A 16,843-nucleotide genomic window follows, 5' to 3' on the forward strand; every position below is an offset into this window, starting at 1 on the left:
CATACAGGCCGTCCCCGAACTGGCGGCGCACATAGGGCGCCATGATGCGGCCGGTCCCGTGCTCAGCCTTCAGCGATCCGCCGTTGCCCAGCACGAGGTCAACGAGATCTTCAGTGAAACGCTCGTAGCGGTCCAGCTCGCCGTCGTCGTCCAGCCTGGGTGTGATCATGAAATGCAGGTTGGCGTCCTTGGCATGGCCGAAGACCACTGCTTCGGTGTACCCATACCGTCCAAAGAGGCTGATGAGTGATCTCACCGTCTCCGTTAGCTTTGGCATTGGGACCACAATGTCCTCGAGCAACGCGGTGGTGCCCGATGCGCGGGCTCCGGCAACAGCGGTGTAGAGCCCTTTGCGGATGGTCCATAAGCCCGCCGCCGCGCCGGATCCGTCGTCAGTTCAACGGGAGCGGAGAGCGACAGCGATGAGAGCAGTTTCTCCGCGGCGCTGATCCGTTCGGTGGTCTCCTCCGGGGAGGCGCCCTGGTACTCGATGAGCAGAGCCGTATGTTCGCCAATCAGCAGGTTCCGTAGCGACGCTTCCGCTTGGGGGAGTTGCTGCGCCACCTTCAAGGCTGCGGCGTCGAGCAACTCGACGGTCCGCGCACCGGAGTTGATCAGCGCGGGCAGTGCGTCGGTTGCGTCGGCGATGCGTGGGAAGACAGCCAATCCGGTTGCGGCGAAGGGCTGGACATCGACGGTCCGCAGAACCACGTCGGAAACGAAACCCAGGGTCCCCTCGCTGCCAACGATCAAGTGCGTGAGGATATCCACGGGTGAATCAAAATCGGTGAAGGCATTGATCGAATACCCCATGGTGTTCTTCATGGAGAACTGACGGGCGATCTCCGCGCGGAAATCCGGGCTGTCCTGAATCTTCCGACGCAGGTTCACCAGTCCTTCGACCAGAGACGGTTCCTTCTGCGAGAGAACCTCCAGGGCATCCGCGGCGCCGGTGTCAATCACTGTCCCGGAGGCGAGTACCAGTGTCATGGACTCGATGGTCTGGTAGGAGGTATTACCGGTGCCGCACGCCATTCCACTGGAGTTGTTCGCGATTACCCCGCCCATCGTGCACGCAATCTCGCTCGCGGGATCGGGGCCGAGTGCGCGCCCGTGCGGCGCAAGGCGCGCGTTGATCTGGCGGATGGTGGCGCCCGATCCCGCGCGGACCCGGCTTCCGCCGTCGAGCACTTCAACCCGCCTGAAATGGCGGCGCACGTCAACCAGCAGGCCAGCTCCCACGGCCTGGCCGGACAGGCTTGTGCCACCGCTCCTCAGTGTGACCGGGATCCCGGCGCGGCCCGCCACTGTGAACACCGAAGCGACGTCATTCGCTGTCCTGGGGGTCACCACCGCCTGCGGAACCAAGAGGTAGTGCGAGGCATCGTGGGCCACGGCAAGCCGGTCGATGCTGCGCAACTGGACGCTGTCCTCACCGCACGCGGCGCGGAGTTGCGCGGCAACCCCGCCGTCGAGACCGGGGAGAGCTCCGGCGTCGGGCGTTGATTTCAGGATGCCCACACCGATCAGTGCCCCACGCCTCTGAGCCTGAGCGCGCTGCGCACATCGCCCTTCACCTGCTGGAGCAGCGAAGCGGCCTCTTCGGCTGTGCAGCCGGCCTTGATTATGACGACGGCGGTCTTTGCATGTCCGTCGGCATCCTCCAAAGCGCGACCCGCAGTGGCGAGGTCCGTATCGCCTGCCGCGGCTACAATTCGCTGTGCCCGGTCAACCAGTTTGGCGTTGGTCGGCATCATGTCCACCATGAGGTTGCCATACACCTTCCCGGTGCGGACCATGCTCACTGTCGAAAGCATGTTGCAGACCTGCTTCTGCGCCGTTCCGGCTTTGAGCCGGGTTGAGCCGGTCAGCACCTCCGGCCCGGTCCGAAGCTCAATGGCGACGTCCGCGTGGGCGCTGATTTCCGCGTCCTCGTTGCACGCCACTGACACGGTGGCCGCTCCGACGGTACGGGCGTAATCGAGGGCCCCCATCACGTAGGGCGTGCGGCCGCTTGCGGCGAGGCCCACCACTACATCGTTGGGGCCGAGCGCGATGTCCCGGAGGTCCTGTTCGCCGGCGGTCGCGCTGTCCTCCGCACCCTCGACGGCCTGGGTGAAGGCCGATTCGCCACCTGCAATGAGACCGACGACCTCGTCGGGTGAGGTACCGAACGTCGGCGGGCACTCGACGGCGTCGAGCACGCCCAGGCGCCCGCTTGTGCCGGCGCCCAGATAGATCAACCGGCCGCCCTGTTCCCTCGCGGTCACGATCAGGTCGATGGCCTGGGCGATCCGGGGAAGTGCATCACGTACGGCCGTTGCAATGGAGGCGTCTTCGTCGTTCATGATCGCGAGGATCTCGGGGACGGACATGCTGTCGAGGTTGCTGGTCCTCGGGTTGCGGGACTCAGTACCCAGGGATTCGAGGTTCTTCATTGGTCTTCCTTTCGCATTTGGCGCCTGTCGCCCGCCGAACTGATGGCGTCATGTGTCTTCATCAGAGCATCCCGTGCCGAAGCGGTTCTCTGCGCAACGGCGACGAACAGGCAGTCGACGATCAGGAGTTGGCTGGTGCGGCTAGCCATCGCCGCGGACCTGAAGCCCAGTTCCCTGCCCGCTGTGAGCAGGGTGTGTTCGGCGTCCTGGGCGAGCGCGGATCCGCTAGCGCCAGTCAGGGCCACAGCTGTGGCACCGGAATTCCTCGCGCGCCGCAGGGGCAGCAGGGTTCCGGGAGTCGTGCCGGTGTGTGAAATGCCGATCGCAACGTCGTCGGACCCCAACAGTACTGCGCTGACCATTCCGGCGTCGTGCTCGGTGTGTGCCATGCAGTAGAGCCCGATTCGCTGCAGCTTCTGTGAGAGGTCCATGGCCACCAGTCCGGAAGCGCCGATGCCGTAGACATCGATCCGGCGTGCGCCGGTCAGCAGGCCAACCACTGTGTCAAGGACAGCCGGATCGGCCAGTTCCGAGGTGGCACGGATTGCATCGCGCTCGAACGCCGTCAGCTTCTGCAGGACCGTGTAGGGGTTGTCCTCGTCCCTGACGTCAGCCGCCAGCGACGATTCCCGGGTCTGGCCGGTTGGCTGGGCGGCGAGAGCAAGGCGGAGCTGCGGATAACCCTGATAGCCGAGGCGCTTCGCCGTCCGGACAACCGTCGCGGTGCTGGTTGAGGCCTGTTGCGCCAACTCTTCGATGGTGTGCTGGGACGTCCCGGCAGGATTTTCGGCAATGAGTCCGGCCACCCGCGCTTCTGCAGGCGAGAGGCTTCCGATCAGCGTGTGGATGCGTGCAACCAGACCTGCGGTTGCCGGTGCCTCACTGGTCATTGGCGGGCCCCTCCGATTCGTAGGGATTCCGGAGCGTTTCCCATGGGTTGGGGCAGGACCAGCGGCCCGCTGCCAGGCGTGATTGATCCGAGCCTGCTCGCGTGGCGGGCGCCGGTGCAGCTGAGAACCGAGGCGGGAATGCCGTGAACCGAGAGGAAGCCCAGGACGGCGAAGGCGATCGCTTCCTTGGCATCCGATGGGACGCCGAGCTGATCGGACACCGTGAAGTCCATACCTCCCAGCTCCTCCTGAAGGGCGTCCATCAGTGCCGGGTTCTTTGTGCCGCCGCCGGACGCGATTACTGCCGTTCCCTGCACTGAGCGGACGGCATCGGCAACCGTGCGCGCGGTGAGCCGGTTGAGTGTGGCTATGACGTCCTCGGTGTTGATGCTCCCGAGTCCCTTCAGCGCGTCGAGGAGGTATGGGAGGTGAAAGAGTTCCTTGCCGGTTGTCTTGGGAGCCGGGCGATCATAGTAGGGCTCAGCGAGCAACCGCGCGAACAGCTCCGGGTGAACCTTCCCCCGACGCGCCAACTGGCCCTCGTGGTCGTATTGCTGCCTGCCATCAGTCAGGTGTGCGACGGCGGCATCCATGAGTGCGTTGGCAGGTCCAGTATCGAAGGCCAGAGGTGAATCGCCGCCTACGGTGATGTTGGCGATACCCCCGAGGTTGAGTGCCACGGGTCTGCCTGCTTGGGCGCGGAGCCATAGCACGTCGAATGCACTCACAAGCGGGGCTCCCTGCCCGCCCGCGGCAACATCACGTGAACGGAAGTCGGAGATGACTGGACAGCCCGTGACCTCTGCTATCCAAGCCGGTTGTCCGAGCTGGAGGGTGCCCCGAACAGTACCCTCCTCAACCCAGTGGAACACGGTCTGGCCGTGCGACGCGATGAAATCGGCCCGCCCGCCGCACAGCTCCTCGTTAGCCCTCTTGGCAAGGCCGGCAAACGCCTGGCCAACGCCGGTATCCAACCGGCAGACCTGTTCCATGGTCGTCTTCGATGGGGGAAGCGCTCCTGCGAGCTCGGCGCGCAACTCCTCACTGTAGGGTTCGCTGACCATTCCCAGCGGCGTTACCACCAGGGAACTTCCGTCGACGACGACATCCACCGCTGCAGCATCGATCGCGTCATAGGAAGTGCCTGACATGAGCCCGACTATTCGCATGGAACTGATTCCTTTCCTCTACTGCAATCTAGTCCCGTAGTGCTTCCTTGTGGGTGTTGCGCTGCAGCGAGGCGAGGGCAAAGACGCTGATGAAGCAGATCACCATTACGTAGTAGGCGGGGATGTCATTGTTTCCGGTGGAGGCGATGAGCGCCGTGATGATGAGTCCCGCACAACCGGAGAACACCGCGTTGGACAGCGAATAGGCGAGCCCGAGGCCCGTGTAACGGACGGTCGTCGGGAACATTTCCGAGAGCATGGCTGGACCCGGCCCGGCCATCATTCCCACGATGGCTCCGGCAAGGAAGACGCCGGCGCCCATCAGGAACGGCGAGCTGTCCGGATTCTGGAGGACGTTGAGCAGCGGGAGGGCCAAGAGGACGATGAGCACGGCACCGGTCACCATCACCGGACGACGGCCGATCCGATCGCTGAGAATTCCGCTCGGGATGATCGATGCAGCGAAACCTGCATTGGCAAGTACGGTGACGATCAACGCGGCCTGGAAGGTGGCGTCGAGACTCGTTTGCAGGTAGGAAGGCAGGACAACCAGGAACGTGTAGCCGGCGGCTGACCATCCCATGAGGCGGCCAATGCCAATCGCGATGGCGGCAGCGGTTTGGCCCTTGGTCGGGTGCGTTACCGCGATGTCCGGAGTACCTGCTTTCTCGGCCGCGGCGGCGCGTTGGAAGTTCGGAGTCTCTTCGAGCTTCAGGCGAAGGTAGAGCGCCACCAGGCCAAGGGGCAGCGCGAGCAGGAACGGAAGCCTCCAGCCCCAGGAGGTGAGGGCTTCAGGGCTCAGCGCGGATGAGAGTACAGCCGCAACCCCCGCTCCGGCCAGCAGGCCGAGGGCCACGGTGAACGACTGCCACGAGCCGAACAGCCCGCGCTTGCCGGGAGGGGCGAACTCAGTCATCAGCGCAACAGCGCCCCCGAACTTACCGCCGGCGGAGAGCCCCTGCAGGATGCGCACCAGGGTGAGGAGTATGGGTGCGGTAATACCGATCGCCTCGTAGGTGGGAAGTACACCGATCAACGTTGTTGCACCGGTCATGAGGAGCAGGACGATGATGAGGGTTGGACGCCGCCCGATCCGGTCACCTATCCGACCGAACAAAGCCGCGCCGACGGGACGGAAGAAGAAGGCTATCGCGAAGGACGCGTAGGTCCTGATGAGTCCCTCGAAGTCGGAGGCGCCCTCGGTGGTGAAGAAGTTCGCGGAGATGATGGTGGCGAATGCCCCATAAATCCCGAACTCGTACCACTCAATGAAATTGCCCACCGATCCGGCCACGAGCGCTCGCCGCGACTGTTTGGCGCCGGCCTGGCGAAGGGGGGTATGTGTACTCATTGGATTGTCCTAGTTGTTCTGGCTGATGGTCCCGGGGAAGACCGTGTGAATATAAGTTTCATCACATCAGTTCAAACTGTCAAGAACTTTCAAACTGGGGTGAATCGCCACCGCTAGCTGGAGTGGTCGCCAAATGGGCGCGCTTCGTGCGCTATTGGGCCGTAGGAGGGGCGTGGCGCCGGCAGAGAGAGGAAATAACGACGCCGGTCAGGCGCTGATTGCCGGACGTGCGGCAGCGCGCGTGACTGACGATGCCATTACCGCTGCCTTGACCGGCTGGACAACCTGCGCGGCAAGGGCGCCGTTGGCTACGATCGCGTCGCTGATGACCTTTGCCTGACGGACGATCTCGCGCGTGGTCGGCGTGAGCATCTCGCCGACGCCGATCAGGTAGAGTCCGATTGCCCGCAGTGCCGCCTTGAGGTCCCGGCCGACGGCGAGCCCGAGTGACTGCACAAACCTGCGCAGCTGGTTCTGGGGATACTTCGTGAGGACCACATGGTCCGCGAGCAGTACGCCGTTCCCGGTCTGTACAGCCCATTTCTTCGACCCGAGCACGGGAGCCGGAAGGAGATTGGAGTAGCCGACCATGCACAGGCCCTCCGCAAGGGTCTCCTGGCGGATGTCGAGCGAATGGCTGGACGCGTAGCAGCGCAGAAGGCGAAGAAGTTCGGTGCGTTCGGAAAGCGACACGGAATCCGTCATGACGGTGCGGCCCGCGCCGGAACTCAGGCATTCCGCGCTCTCGACAACAATCGAATGAACCCCGCGACGACTCAATTCACTGGCGACCGCCAAGCCGGAGAGTCCCGAACCGATCACCACCGTGGTTGTCATCTCAGCTGCGGCAGGCAGCACAGATTCGGTGGCCGTGGTCGGCGTCGGTATCACGCGGGAGACCTCCTGAGGGAAGGAGAATTCCGCACAGCCCGGCGCCTCTTCCGGGCTGTGCGGACACTTGGCTGCGAACGGGTCAACCAAGCGCACTCGAAAACGGGCGGGAATCCCCTGGGGAGACCCTCCGCCCGATAACGATTTCTCGAAGCCTACATAACTTTTCGATCCATGAATAGACCACCTACCGAAGAGTAGGCTACAAATAATTGAAGGCTGAGCACAGGTGTCGGTCGGTTCTACCGCAAGGAGGCGGAACATGAGTGAGGCTTACACGCCGGGCACGTCAGGGCCTTCCAACGGTCACGGGATTGTTGTTGGTGTAGACGGCTCGGATCAGAGTTTGTGTGCACTTGTTTGGGCGGCCAAGGAGGCCGAACGCCGTCGTACTCCGCTCTATGTGGTGACTGCTTACACGGTTCCCGTGTTCGCGGCGTCGAGCATGGACGCCGGATACGCAACGGTTGATGATTCAGTGGTCCGCGAGGGCGCGCAAGCGGTTCTTGATCAAGCGGTCAGCAGGATCGCCGGGCACAACATCGAGGTTATACCGCGGGTTGAGACAGGGGATGCGTCCGGCGTGCTGCTGGAGCTCTCCGAGGAAGCGGAGCTCATGGTGGTTGGCTCCCGTGGCCGTGGCGGCTTCGTGGGCCGCCTGCTCGGTTCGGTGAGCGCGGCGCTGCCAGCACATTCGAAGTGCCCCACCGTCGTCGTGCCGCTGTACTGCGCACCTCGGCTTGACGAGGCCGGCGTGGAACCGCCTAAGCCCAAGGGGGCGCCGTGTCCGCGGGCCGAGGAGATCGAGAAGGTTGTGGTCGTCGGGGTTGACGGCTCGGAACAAGCGCGGATGGCCTCGCTGGTTGCCGCCGAACAGGCGCAGACCAGGGGGCTTCCGCTTCGGGTTGTGTGTTCGCTGCCGCCGTTCACCGGGTCCCTCGCCTGGATGCCGGCGCCGGTTGACCGTGAGGCGCTGCATTCGGAGATCATGGTGCAGCTCAACGCCGGAAAGGCATGGCTGCAGAGCCATTTCCCGGAGGTGGACATCACCGTTGAGCTGCTCGACGGTCCGCCGGTAGAGACACTGATCGAGGCGTCACGGACCGCGGAGCTGGTAGTTGTAGGCACGCGCGGCCGTGGCGGCTTCGCTGGAATGCTGCTTGGATCCACCAGCCAGGGCGTTCTCCATCACGCCAAGGGGCCGGTGCTGGTGGTGCCGGACCGCGAGGATACGCGGCTAAAAGATCGCGAAAGCTTTGGACCCATGGTGGGGCCCACAGGCTGATTCGTATCTCTAGAAACGTGCCGCCATCGGGTTGAGCGCGCCCATCCCGCTCATGTTCGCGAGGTTGACTTCGAGGATCCCCTGGTCAGGATTCAGTGCGTTGACCACGGTGTTGTTGCCGACGTAGATGGCAACGTGCCAGATGCCTGCGCCTTCGCCCCAGAAGACAAGGTCGCCGAACTGCGCCTGTGAAAGCGGCACGTGCGTGCGGGCAGCGTAGAACTGTGCTGAAGCGGTGCGCGGAAGCGAGATGCCTCCCGCGGCGAACGCCTGCTGGACGAGCCCGGAGCAGTCGTAACCACGCGGGCCGTTCCCGCCCCATGCGTAGTAGTACGGGTCTCCAACGCGCGCACGCGCATAGTTGACGGCCGCTGCCACGCCTCCCGGGTTTGTTGTCGGCGGGTTCGGGGCCGGTGGTGGAGGGGCGGGCGCCGGTGCTGGCGCTGGTGTAGGCGGCGGGAGAGGTGCTGGCGCGGGTGGCGGCGGCGGCGGTGCAGGTGCCGGCGCTGGCGGAGGATTCGGCGCGGGGGGCTCGGGTAGGGGAGCCGGCGTCGTCGGCCGCGGTGCCGGCGCGGGTGCCGGTGAAGTGACTACGGGCGGCGCGGGAGCAGGCGGAACAATGGGTTCGGACGGCTCGGCCGGTGGAACGAACGATGGCGCTGCCGGCGCTGGCGTCTCGACTTCGGTAGCCGCTTCGGCTGAGGCGGCGAGGATGCGGGCGAGTTCGGCTTCGCGACGCTGCTGCTCCAACCCTGCGATCCGCTGGTCCTCGAGTGCCGCCGTCGTGTCCCTTAGGGTGGCGAGCTGCGCAACGAGGGTAACACGTTCGGCTTCCTTGCGTTCCACGAGGCCGGCGGCGGTCTCCATTGCTGCCTCGGTTGCCTGTCCTGCTGCCTCGGCTGCTGTTGCCGCGGCTGCGGCCGCTTCCTCGGCTTCCTTTGCATCGGCGCGCAGTGACTCCAGCGCTTTGGCTGCCGTCTGGGCATCGTTCACGGTCCGGGTGCGGGAGGTTGCCAATCCCTCAACGGTGGAGGCCTGGTACATGATGCGGCCGGGATCCTCGGCGAATGCCAGCAGAGCGGTGTCCGGCATGATGCCGCCGGCCCGGTAGATGTCTCCGGCGAGTTCGCCGAGTTCGGCCGAGGCGGCGTCGTAGGCTTTAGCGGCCTCCTCCGCGTGCGCGTGCAGGCGGGTCGCCGCAGCGCGGCGTTCATCCAGTTCGGCAAGGGCGTCGACGTACGCGCCCTGCGTCTTCATTGCATCAACCTGTGCGTTCTGCAGCTCGGCTGCGGCGCCCTCAAGGATGCCTTCGATGTCGGATACGAGCGCGGCAGTGGCGGCGGTGTTGTCCTGGGCAGCCGCAACTTCGGCGGCGGAGGGCAGGTCCGGGGCGGCCACTGCGGGAGCGGAAACAAGGCTGGCTGCCAGGAGCGATGACGCAAGCGCACCAGCAAGCAATGGCAGGGTGTGCTTCGGGTGGGTATGCACCATGACTCGATCCTCGGAAAGTTACCAAACAGTCACGAGAATAGAGGGGCGAATGTCACTTTGGCAACATTCGTCACACGAGTACCATAAACAACATCAGTGTTATTTCGGCACATGCGTCACGGTGTGTCGTGTGAGCCGGTGAGAATTCAGGCGTGTTGGCGGCTCTCATGGACGGCGTGCTCGAGCGGCTCCAGTTGGAAGGTGCAGTGCTCGGTATCGAAATGGTTACTGAGGCAGTGGGTCAGCCGATCCAGCATCCGGTCGACCCCCTCGGCGTTCAGGGCGCCTGCGTCCACCACCACGTGTGCGGAGAACACGGGCACGCCGGACGTGATGGTCCACGCGTGTATGTCATGGGCATCAACCACGCCTTCCACCCGCAGGATGTGTTCGCGGATCATGGCTGGGTCAACGCCCTTCGGTGCCGATTCGAGCAGTACGTTGATCACGTCCCGCAGAAGGCTCCACGCGCGCGGCACGATCATGACGGCGATCAGGACGGAAGCGATCGCATCCGCCTGCTGATACCCCGTGACGGCGATGACGACGGCGGCAACAATCACCGCGATCGAGCCCAGCAGATCCCCCAGCACCTCCAGGTATGCGCCACGGATGTTCAGGCTCTCCTTATGGCCGCCGTGCAGGATGAGCAGGCACACAAGATTCGCTGCCGCGCCAAGCACTGCAGCAATGAGCATGATGTCGGTCCGCACGTCAGAGGGCTCGCTGAACCTCCGAACCGCTTCAATGGTGATCACCACCGCGATCACCATGAGGAGTACCGCATTCGCGAGCGCGGCGAGTACCTCTGCCCGCTGGTAGCCATAGGTACTGCGGTCCGTCGCCGGCCGTGAAGCGATCCACGCTGCCAGCAGTGCGATGAAGACGCCGGCGGCGTCCGAGAGCATGTGACCGGCGTCGGCAAGCAGGGAGAGCGACCCGGAGAGCACCGCGCCGATAACCTGCACGACGACGACGGCAAGCGTGATCGCCATGACCAGCACCAGTTTCTTCCGGTGCTTCCCGGTCGCGGTGACGGGGTGCAGCCCGTGCGAATGTGCGCTCATGTAACAAGTATGAAGTGAGGAGCCGGCGGAAGCGGTGGGTTATCCCCAGCCGAGTTCGTGGAGGCGCTCGTCGTCGATGCCGAAGTGGTGCGCGACTTCATGGACTACGGTGACCAGAATTTCCTCGACCAGTTCCTCGCGGGAGTCGCATAACCTGAGCAGCGGCTGCCGGAAAATGCTGATGCGGTCGGGCAGGGAGCCGGCGTCCCACCACGAATCGCGCTCCGTGAGCGGGGTTCCTTCATAGAGGCCGAGGAGTTCGGTTTCCGGGTCCTCTCCGGGTTGCGGCTCGTACTCTTCCTTGACGAAGATCGCAACGTTGTTCATGGCGCGGGCTAGCTTGTCCGGGATCTGGTCAATGGCATCATCAACGGCCGACTCAAAGTCCGCAAGGCTCATCTCAATGGGCACGGAGGAAACTCTATTGGGCGCCCTTGAGAGGGTTCTTCGCATTTTGTGTAATCGTTGCTGAGGCCCTATAGTTTTAGAGGTCCACAACGAGGAGTAAAGTACTTGTGTGGTCCTGGCCCCCATCGTCTAGCGGCCTAGGACACCGCCCTTTCACGGCGGCGGCACGGGTTCGAATCCCGTTGGGGGTACGCAGGAGTGGTCCAAGCACCGTAACGGTGCTGTTAGGATAAAACTCTTGCAAAATCGCAAGGCCCTGTAGCGCAGTTGGTTAGCGCGCCGCCCTGTCACGGCGGAGGTCGCGGGTTCAAGTCCCGTCAGGGTCGCTTCGGCGGCCGGAGAGATCCGAGCGTCAAACGGTGATCATCGTAAGATGGTTGCAAGGCTCTGTAGCTCAGTTGGTAGAGCGTTCGACTGAAAATCGAAAGGTCACCGGATCGACGCCGGTCGGAGCCACCAGCTAGAACCCCGCAGTTCCCAGTGTTTATACGGGAACTGCGGGGTTTCTTTGCTTTCGGGCGATCGCCGCTTCTGGGTAAGCGGCAGGAATGTGTGTATGGGCCGGGCGTGTCAGGGTCTGCCTGCCCAGCCTGAGCGGGCCTACATTCCTTCCTCTGCGGTCGTAGCGGTGCCGTGGGTCTGCGGTCGTAGCGGTGCCGTGGGTCTGGGGCCTAATGGTTCCTCGGGGATGGTGTTCTGTTTCGGTGCCGGTTGAGTTCGTCGCTGGTGTCGTTGGGCGAGGGTCCAGGGGTCGTACGGGTGTTCGGTGAGACTGTTCAGTAGCCAGTCAACGGCTCGCACGGCGGTGGGCGCCGTTGAGTCCTTTGTGGTGCCGCAGGAGATCTTTGACTGCCCGGTTGGGCCAGCCTTCCAGCCGTGAGGTGGTCCGATCGACTGTGGGCTTGCCGTCTTCTTGGAAAGTGTCCTCGAGCCAGGTGAACAGCGACTTATCCCGGAGCAGCTGCCGGTAGAGGCCTTGGACTCTGCGTAGCCGGATGTGGGTGTACCACCACTGCTGATTCGGTTGAGCCCAGGAGGGCCGCTCGGTTCCTGCCTTGGCGTAGGTCCGCTGTTTCAGGAAGGCGCTCCACTTCGCTTCCCAGGAGGCGTAAGAGCCCATCCATGCTGCGGCAGCGTCGAGGTCCTGGACTTTCATCAAAGCCCTGGTCAGGGCTAGGGCCTCTTTGCCGGCTTCGAGTGTGGGGTTCAGGGTGGTGTGGCGCCTTACCGCGGCGTAGACGTGGAAGTAGCACCTCTGGATTCGGGTTCTGCGCCACTGCTGGTCCAGGGCGGCTCGCAGGCCGGTACCGCCATCAGTGACCGCTACATCCGGGGCAGGGCAGTGCTCCAGCAGCGCTGCCCATGCGGCCTTCTTCTCCTGATCGCACCACTGCCAGCCGAGCACGTGTTCACCGTCGAAGGCGATCAGCACGCACCATCCGCCGAAGTAGGTGCCATCAACGATGATCTGCCGATGGATCTCTCCGGTCGACTCTGGCTGCGGGACCTCGATATCCCAGCACCACGCCACCCGGGACCGGAAAGAACGGCTCGTGCCACCGCCAACGGCTTTCTGGCTGTCCTTGCCCAGCAGCCCCAGGCATGGAAGGAAACCAGCTGGCTTCTGCGGGTTACATCAGGCCGGGACTGAGTAGCCGAGGAGCCGCAGGCTTTGCATCGCCATCTTGTCCGGCCAGCACTGGTTTTGCCGTTCTTCACCAGCTTGGCGCCACCTACCCCACAAGCCGGCTGATTCTGCGCAGGAGTCACTGAACATGCTCTCAGAGCATGTTCACCCCCTTACATCGGCGTCAGATCAACCATCCGCCGCCAACCCATACACACATTTCTGCCGCTTACCCCCGCTTCTGGTTTACATCAGACTCGCTCATCCGAGTTATACGTGTACCTCTGGGTACTCCCTTGGTAAAATCGTGAGGGCGTACGCGCGAACCCACGAGACGTTGCGGGCTACTTCATTAGCCATAGGCCGTCAGTGCAGGTCTTTCGAATTGCTCTTGCTCACTTTTATAAAGCTTGGCGCGTCGAAGCTCTGCCAGACATCGGCGTGGGAGAGTCGCGTTCGGCCAGCTCAGTTGGGGATGGCTTGCTGACCGCGTCGGTGACGGCGCTTAGCCCCAATACCGTTTGTATGAGGACGTTCTGGCGCAGTTGACTGATGGGCTCTCATGGGCCTCGGGCTGGACCGAGGAGTACCGCCCGCCGAGCAAGTCTGCGATCTTCCAGGCCCGGGTGCGGCTGGGGTCGGAGCCGTTGAAGGCGTTGTTCGAGCGGGTCGCGGAACCGCTCGGCGGTAGGGACATGCCGGGAGTGTGGCTGGCCGGGCGTCGGTTGGTAGCGATCGACGGGATGTGTCTGGATGTGGCCGACACGGTCGCCAACGACGGGCACTTCGGGCGGCCGGGAGCCAACAAGGGTGAGCAGGCTGCGTTCCCGCAGGCCCGCGTGGTGGCGCTGGCTGAGTGCGGAACGCACGCGGTCTTCGCCGCCGAGATCGGCGCGTACTCACAATCCGAGGCGACGCTGAGCGAGCCGCTGGTGGAACAGTTGGAGCCGGGGATGCTGCTGACCGCTGACCGAGGGTTCTTCTCCTACGCACTGTGGCGCAAGGCGATCGGCACCGGAGCCGATCTGCTGTGGCGGGTCCGGACCGATAAGTCCGCGCCGAAGCCGTTCCGCGTCGCGGATCTACCCGACGGGTCGTGGCTGGCCGACCTGCGCCAGACGCACTCGGCGGCGGCCCGACGCGCAGAGCCGCTCCGTGTGCGCGTCATCGACTACACCATCGATGACGGACGCGAGAACCCCGACACCTACCGGCTCTTCACGACCTTGCTCGACCCTGACGAGGCGTCCGCGGTCGAACTCGCCGCCGCATACGTCCAGCGGTGGGAGATAGAGCTGGCATTCGATGAACTCAAGACCCACCAACGCGGACCCCGCACCGTTCTGCGGTCCAAGTCGCCCGACCTGGTCCTCCAAGAGATCTGGGGCCACCTGTGCTGCCACTACGCGATCCGATCCCTGATGGCCCAAGCCGCCACCCACTCCGGGCACGACCCAGACCGGGTCAGCTTCGTCGCCGCACTCCGGATCACCCGCCAGACCCTCGCCCACCCGGGCGCTTTTCCCCCCTGACCGGCACGACCGCGACAGTCCCGGATGGCTCGATTTCCTGCGCCGGCTACTCCGCCGACTGAACCCTGCCCGACGCCACCGCTCAGCACCCCGCGTCATCAAACGCAAGTACACCAAGTGGCACGTCAAACGCGCCCGCCACACCAACTGGCCACAGCCCCAGCATGAACCCACCTACCACACCATCAACACTAACTAAACGGTATTGGGGCTAGTTGCGTATCCGCTTTCGGAAACGAGCAGTAGCGGCGCTTGATTCCGATTGTCAACCGATTCTGGCTCGTGTGTTCAGGGAAGCATTGCTTTGCGACCGTCTATGACTTCAGCGAAGAACTCGAGCTGTCGACGGAGCTGGTGACCTTGACCGCCCTCGTGGCCGTTGTATGGGTACACAGTGATCTCCTTCGGTCCGGCGTAGCGATTGTACGCGGCGTAGACAGTGGAAGGAGGACAGGTAGTGTCGGCGAGAGCCACGGAGAACAAGGCAGGGGCGGTGGCTCGCGCAGCGAAATTGCTCCCGTCGAAATACGACAGCACCCGAAATACGTCTTCCTCTCCCCCGGGGACGGTCTGCATGTAGTGGGTGATCTGGCTATAGGGACTCGCGTCAGTGATCCTCAGCGCGCGTCGGAAGTGACTGAGGAATGGGACATCAATCACTGCGCCGGCAAGATCATCGGCGAGGGCGGCGACCGCCAACGCGATGCCGCCACCCTGGCTGATGCCGGAGACGATCACACGAGTGGGATCGACGAACGGATGACTACGTGCTGCGTCTACAGCCAGAACCGCATCCGTGAACAGCCGTCGATAGTAGTACGTGCGCGGGTCCTCGATTCCTGAGGTGACGACACCCGGGACACGAGGTGGTGATCCCGCTGGGTCCGTTGTCGAGCCGGGGCTCAAAGCATTTCCCTGGCCACGGCTGTCCATAATGAACAGCGCCAACCCTGCCGCGGGGATCGCGGTGGACTGCACGGGGAAGCCCCTTCCGGCCCTGTGGCCAAGGTAACTCACGACGCATGGCAATGGCCCGCTGGCATGCCGGGGGCGAAGCATCCACCCGCGAATCGGATGACCGCCGAAGCCTGCGAACGTCACGTCCTCGACGATGACCTCACTGAGTCTCTCGTCGAACGGCTCGAATCGTGGCGCAAAAGCGGCTCGCCGTGACTCGGCGATCGTGTCGTGCCAAAACGCGTCAAAGTCGAGGGGTTCCTCCGGCGCAGGAGCGTATGACTCGAGGTCGGCGAGAGAAAGGTCGAACTGTGGCATCGTGTGTCCCATCGTGCTGAATCGAGCAAGAATAGCGCTCGGAGTATCGGAAATGTTACAAATTACGGATTCGGGTGAAGACAAGCCAGACGTCAACGTGGTGGATCGGCGCGAGCCGGTCCTCGTTCGATCGAGCGGGAGCTCAATCGTTCCTCGGCGCTCAGGAAGACGCAAACTCGACTACCAAGTGTGCGCCGGTGAGATTGGGCGCCACGACACACTGCGGCACTCCGTTTACTACGTCCAGCGATGCCTCATGATTATGGCCCGCAAAGACCGCAAGCACGTTCGGTGCGCTGAACACATCACGGCGAAAAGCCATCGTCGTTGGAGTGTGCCTCCGTCGCCATGGGCGGCGTTGCTCCACGGTAAATAGGGTGTCCGTCGATGTCCCCCACTCAGGATGCCCGCATCCGAACTTGACTGACCGACCAGGCGCAAAGAGCGGGATGTGAATGAAAAGCACCACAGGGGCTCCTGTCGCGACCTGAGCGCGAAAGAACTCCAGTTGATCTGGGCTTATCTCGTTGGTCGAGTCGTCGATGGTCACAAAGCGAACGCCGTTTAGCAAGCGCACTGACATCATGGGATCGGCACTCCCATAGAGAGGCATCAGTCTTTGTTTGATCCAGCGAGCACGCAGTTCAACGTCGCTGCCCGGCATCCCCTCGTAGTGCCAGTCATGATTTCCTGCTGTGTAAGTCCAAGGAATGCCGATCTCATTCAGCCACGCGGCCGCCCATTCGATCGCGGCTTCCGATGGGAAGCTGACGATGTCACCCAGTAGCGCGACCAGAGATGCACTCTCGTCGACTGCACGGGACAAAGCCTCGATGAATCCATCTTCGGGCGTCGCGACTTGATTGGTGCGGTAGTGCTTTGCCGAGGTATACGCCTCGGCCATTCGCTGGGTGTAACCACGAAATGCCTCGCCTCGGACATCATCAAGTTTCAGGTGGGTATCCGCGATGATGACGATTCGGAACGTCTCCGACACCATCGGAGACGTGAGTCGTGCGCCGTCGGAATTGATTGAAAATGCGCGAGAGAAGGTCGCATTCCGACTCCTGAGTTCGTTGACCTCAGGAACAAGGGAATACTTTTGGGTTCGCCTGGCTGACGCGGTGTGCGGCAGCGTGTCCCGTCCATTCACTATGATCTCAACTCTCCAAATACATGACTCGCTTCAGCAATTGTCCCTACCGCTTGACTAGGCTACCAACTTTGAGGCAACGTTGTCTAGACTAAGCAAATTAGCCCCAGCTGAGCGAGCGAGTCTCCGCCAAGGCTAGTTTGCCCTGACAAACCACTCCCACTAAGGAAATGAAACCTCAACATGGAGGCATCCAGCGATCAATCATGGCGAACGGTCGTCGTCTCGGCGTCGCCTGCTGTCGAAATTGTTCTGAGCGACCAAAC

General features: G+C 63.3%; 12 protein-coding genes, 3 tRNA genes and 3 pseudogenes. 5 read left to right on the forward strand and 13 right to left on the reverse strand.

Features of this window, described 5'->3' with window-relative positions:
- Window positions 1–4 precede the first annotated feature (4 nt).
- The 6 genes and pseudogenes from BJ994_RS18505 to BJ994_RS17595 form a co-directional block, all read right to left on the reverse strand.
- Window positions 5–1,521: pseudogene (locus BJ994_RS18505) on the reverse strand (FAD-binding oxidoreductase); the annotation flags it as partial.
- A 5-nt stretch (window positions 1,522–1,526) separates the two neighbouring features.
- Entirely contained in the window at window positions 1,527–2,438 is a 912-nt protein-coding gene (murQ, locus tag BJ994_RS17575) for an N-acetylmuramic acid 6-phosphate etherase (RefSeq protein ID WP_167995693.1), read from the reverse strand.
- Window positions 2,435–3,328, reverse strand: a complete 894-nt coding sequence (locus BJ994_RS17580) for a MurR/RpiR family transcriptional regulator (protein WP_167995694.1) — start codon at window positions 3,326–3,328, stop codon at window positions 2,435–2,437. Before BJ994_RS17580 ends, murQ begins: the two co-directional genes overlap by 4 nt.
- Complete coding sequence (locus BJ994_RS17585; protein ID WP_167995695.1) at window positions 3,325–4,497, reverse strand: anhydro-N-acetylmuramic acid kinase; 1,173 nt, start codon at window positions 4,495–4,497, stop codon at window positions 3,325–3,327. Before BJ994_RS17585 ends, BJ994_RS17580 begins: the two co-directional genes overlap by 4 nt.
- Before the next feature lie 28 nt (window positions 4,498–4,525).
- A complete protein-coding gene (locus BJ994_RS17590) occupies window positions 4,526–5,848 on the reverse strand; it encodes an MFS transporter (protein WP_167995696.1) in 1,323 nt (440 codons plus the stop codon).
- A gap of 207 nt (window positions 5,849–6,055) precedes the next feature.
- Complete coding sequence (locus BJ994_RS17595) at window positions 6,056–6,739, reverse strand: FAD-dependent oxidoreductase (protein WP_342450424.1); 684 nt, start codon at window positions 6,737–6,739, stop codon at window positions 6,056–6,058.
- 262 nt (window positions 6,740–7,001) lie between these two features.
- On the opposite strand from BJ994_RS17595, the gene BJ994_RS17600 reads away from it, so the two are divergent.
- On the forward strand, window positions 7,002–8,024 hold the full coding sequence (locus BJ994_RS17600) for a universal stress protein (protein ID WP_167995697.1): 1,023 nt from the start codon (window positions 7,002–7,004) through the stop codon (window positions 8,022–8,024).
- 9 nt (window positions 8,025–8,033) lie between these two features.
- On the opposite strand, the gene BJ994_RS18375 is transcribed toward BJ994_RS17600, so the two are convergent.
- The 3 genes from BJ994_RS18375 to BJ994_RS17615 all read right to left on the reverse strand — a co-directional run bounded on the left by BJ994_RS18375 (window position 8,034) and on the right by BJ994_RS17615 (window position 11,035).
- On the reverse strand, window positions 8,034–9,515 hold the full coding sequence (locus tag BJ994_RS18375; protein ID WP_167995698.1) for a C40 family peptidase: 1,482 nt from the start codon (window positions 9,513–9,515) through the stop codon (window positions 8,034–8,036).
- A 146-nt stretch (window positions 9,516–9,661) separates the two neighbouring features.
- Window positions 9,662–10,582 carry a cation diffusion facilitator family transporter gene (locus tag BJ994_RS17610; RefSeq protein WP_167995699.1) on the reverse strand — a complete coding sequence of 307 codons (921 nt, stop codon included), beginning with the start codon at window positions 10,580–10,582 and terminating at the stop codon, window positions 9,662–9,664.
- Window positions 10,583–10,621: 39 nt separating this feature from the next.
- Window positions 10,622–11,035: a metallopeptidase family protein gene (locus tag BJ994_RS17615; RefSeq protein ID WP_167995700.1), complete on the reverse strand. Its 414-nt coding sequence runs from the start codon at window positions 11,033–11,035 to the stop codon at window positions 10,622–10,624.
- Window positions 11,036–11,108: 73 nt separating this feature from the next.
- Here BJ994_RS17615 and BJ994_RS17620 point away from each other — a divergent pair.
- The 3 genes from BJ994_RS17620 (at window position 11,109) to BJ994_RS17630 (ending at window position 11,449) form a co-directional block, all read left to right on the forward strand.
- A tRNA-Glu gene (locus BJ994_RS17620) sits at window positions 11,109–11,181 on the forward strand.
- Between the two features lie 61 nt (window positions 11,182–11,242).
- A tRNA-Asp gene (locus BJ994_RS17625) sits at window positions 11,243–11,316 on the forward strand.
- Window positions 11,317–11,373: 57 nt separating this feature from the next.
- A tRNA-Phe gene (locus BJ994_RS17630) sits at window positions 11,374–11,449 on the forward strand.
- 328 nt (window positions 11,450–11,777) lie between these two features.
- Here the strand turns inward: BJ994_RS17630 and BJ994_RS17635 are convergent.
- Together BJ994_RS17635 and BJ994_RS18585 are read right to left on the reverse strand one after the other, a co-directional pair.
- Window positions 11,778–12,590, reverse strand: a complete 813-nt coding sequence (locus BJ994_RS17635; RefSeq protein ID WP_167996092.1) for a transposase — start codon at window positions 12,588–12,590, stop codon at window positions 11,778–11,780.
- Between the two features lie 62 nt (window positions 12,591–12,652).
- A pseudogene (locus BJ994_RS18585) lies at window positions 12,653–12,760 on the reverse strand (IS1/IS1595 family N-terminal zinc-binding domain-containing protein); the annotation flags it as partial.
- Window positions 12,761–13,141: 381 nt separating this feature from the next.
- Between BJ994_RS18585 and BJ994_RS17640 the strand changes: the two are divergent.
- Window positions 13,142–14,149 (forward strand): annotated as a pseudogene (locus tag BJ994_RS17640) (IS4 family transposase); the annotation flags it as partial.
- Between the two features lie 288 nt (window positions 14,150–14,437).
- Here the strand turns inward: BJ994_RS17640 and BJ994_RS17645 are convergent.
- Both BJ994_RS17645 and BJ994_RS17650 read right to left on the reverse strand, forming a co-directional pair.
- The gene (locus BJ994_RS17645; RefSeq protein WP_167995701.1) at window positions 14,438–15,424 is read right to left on the reverse strand and encodes an acetylxylan esterase; all 987 of its coding nucleotides are present in this window, start codon (window positions 15,422–15,424) and stop codon (window positions 14,438–14,440) included.
- A 160-nt stretch (window positions 15,425–15,584) separates the two neighbouring features.
- Window positions 15,585–16,421, reverse strand: coding sequence for a metallophosphoesterase (locus BJ994_RS17650; RefSeq protein WP_167995702.1), 837 nt, complete (start codon window positions 16,419–16,421; stop codon window positions 15,585–15,587).
- Window positions 16,422–16,843: the final 422 nt, after the last annotated feature.

The organism is Arthrobacter pigmenti, assembly GCF_011927905.1.
Classification (GTDB): domain Bacteria; phylum Actinomycetota; class Actinomycetes; order Actinomycetales; family Micrococcaceae; genus Arthrobacter_D; species Arthrobacter_D pigmenti.

Coding starts and splice junctions, on each gene's coding strand:
- murQ (WP_167995693.1), bottom strand. CDS start 2,438: ATGAAGAACCTCGAATCCCTGGGTACTGAGTCCCGCAACCCGAGGACC.
- BJ994_RS17580 (WP_167995694.1), bottom strand. CDS start 3,328: ATGACCAGTGAGGCACCGGCAACCGCAGGTCTGGTTGCACGCATCCAC.
- BJ994_RS17585 (WP_167995695.1), bottom strand. CDS start 4,497: ATGCGAATAGTCGGGCTCATGTCAGGCACTTCCTATGACGCGATCGAT.
- BJ994_RS17590 (WP_167995696.1), bottom strand. CDS start 5,848: ATGAGTACACATACCCCCCTTCGCCAGGCCGGCGCCAAACAGTCGCGG.
- BJ994_RS17600 (WP_167995697.1), top strand. CDS start 7,002: ATGAGTGAGGCTTACACGCCGGGCACGTCAGGGCCTTCCAACGGTCAC.
- BJ994_RS18375 (WP_167995698.1), bottom strand. CDS start 9,515: ATGGTGCATACCCACCCGAAGCACACCCTGCCATTGCTTGCTGGTGCG.
- BJ994_RS17610 (WP_167995699.1), bottom strand. CDS start 10,582: ATGAGCGCACATTCGCACGGGCTGCACCCCGTCACCGCGACCGGGAAG.
- BJ994_RS17615 (WP_167995700.1), bottom strand. CDS start 11,035: ATGCGAAGAACCCTCTCAAGGGCGCCCAATAGAGTTTCCTCCGTGCCC.
- BJ994_RS17645 (WP_167995701.1), bottom strand. CDS start 15,424: ATGCCACAGTTCGACCTTTCTCTCGCCGACCTCGAGTCATACGCTCCT.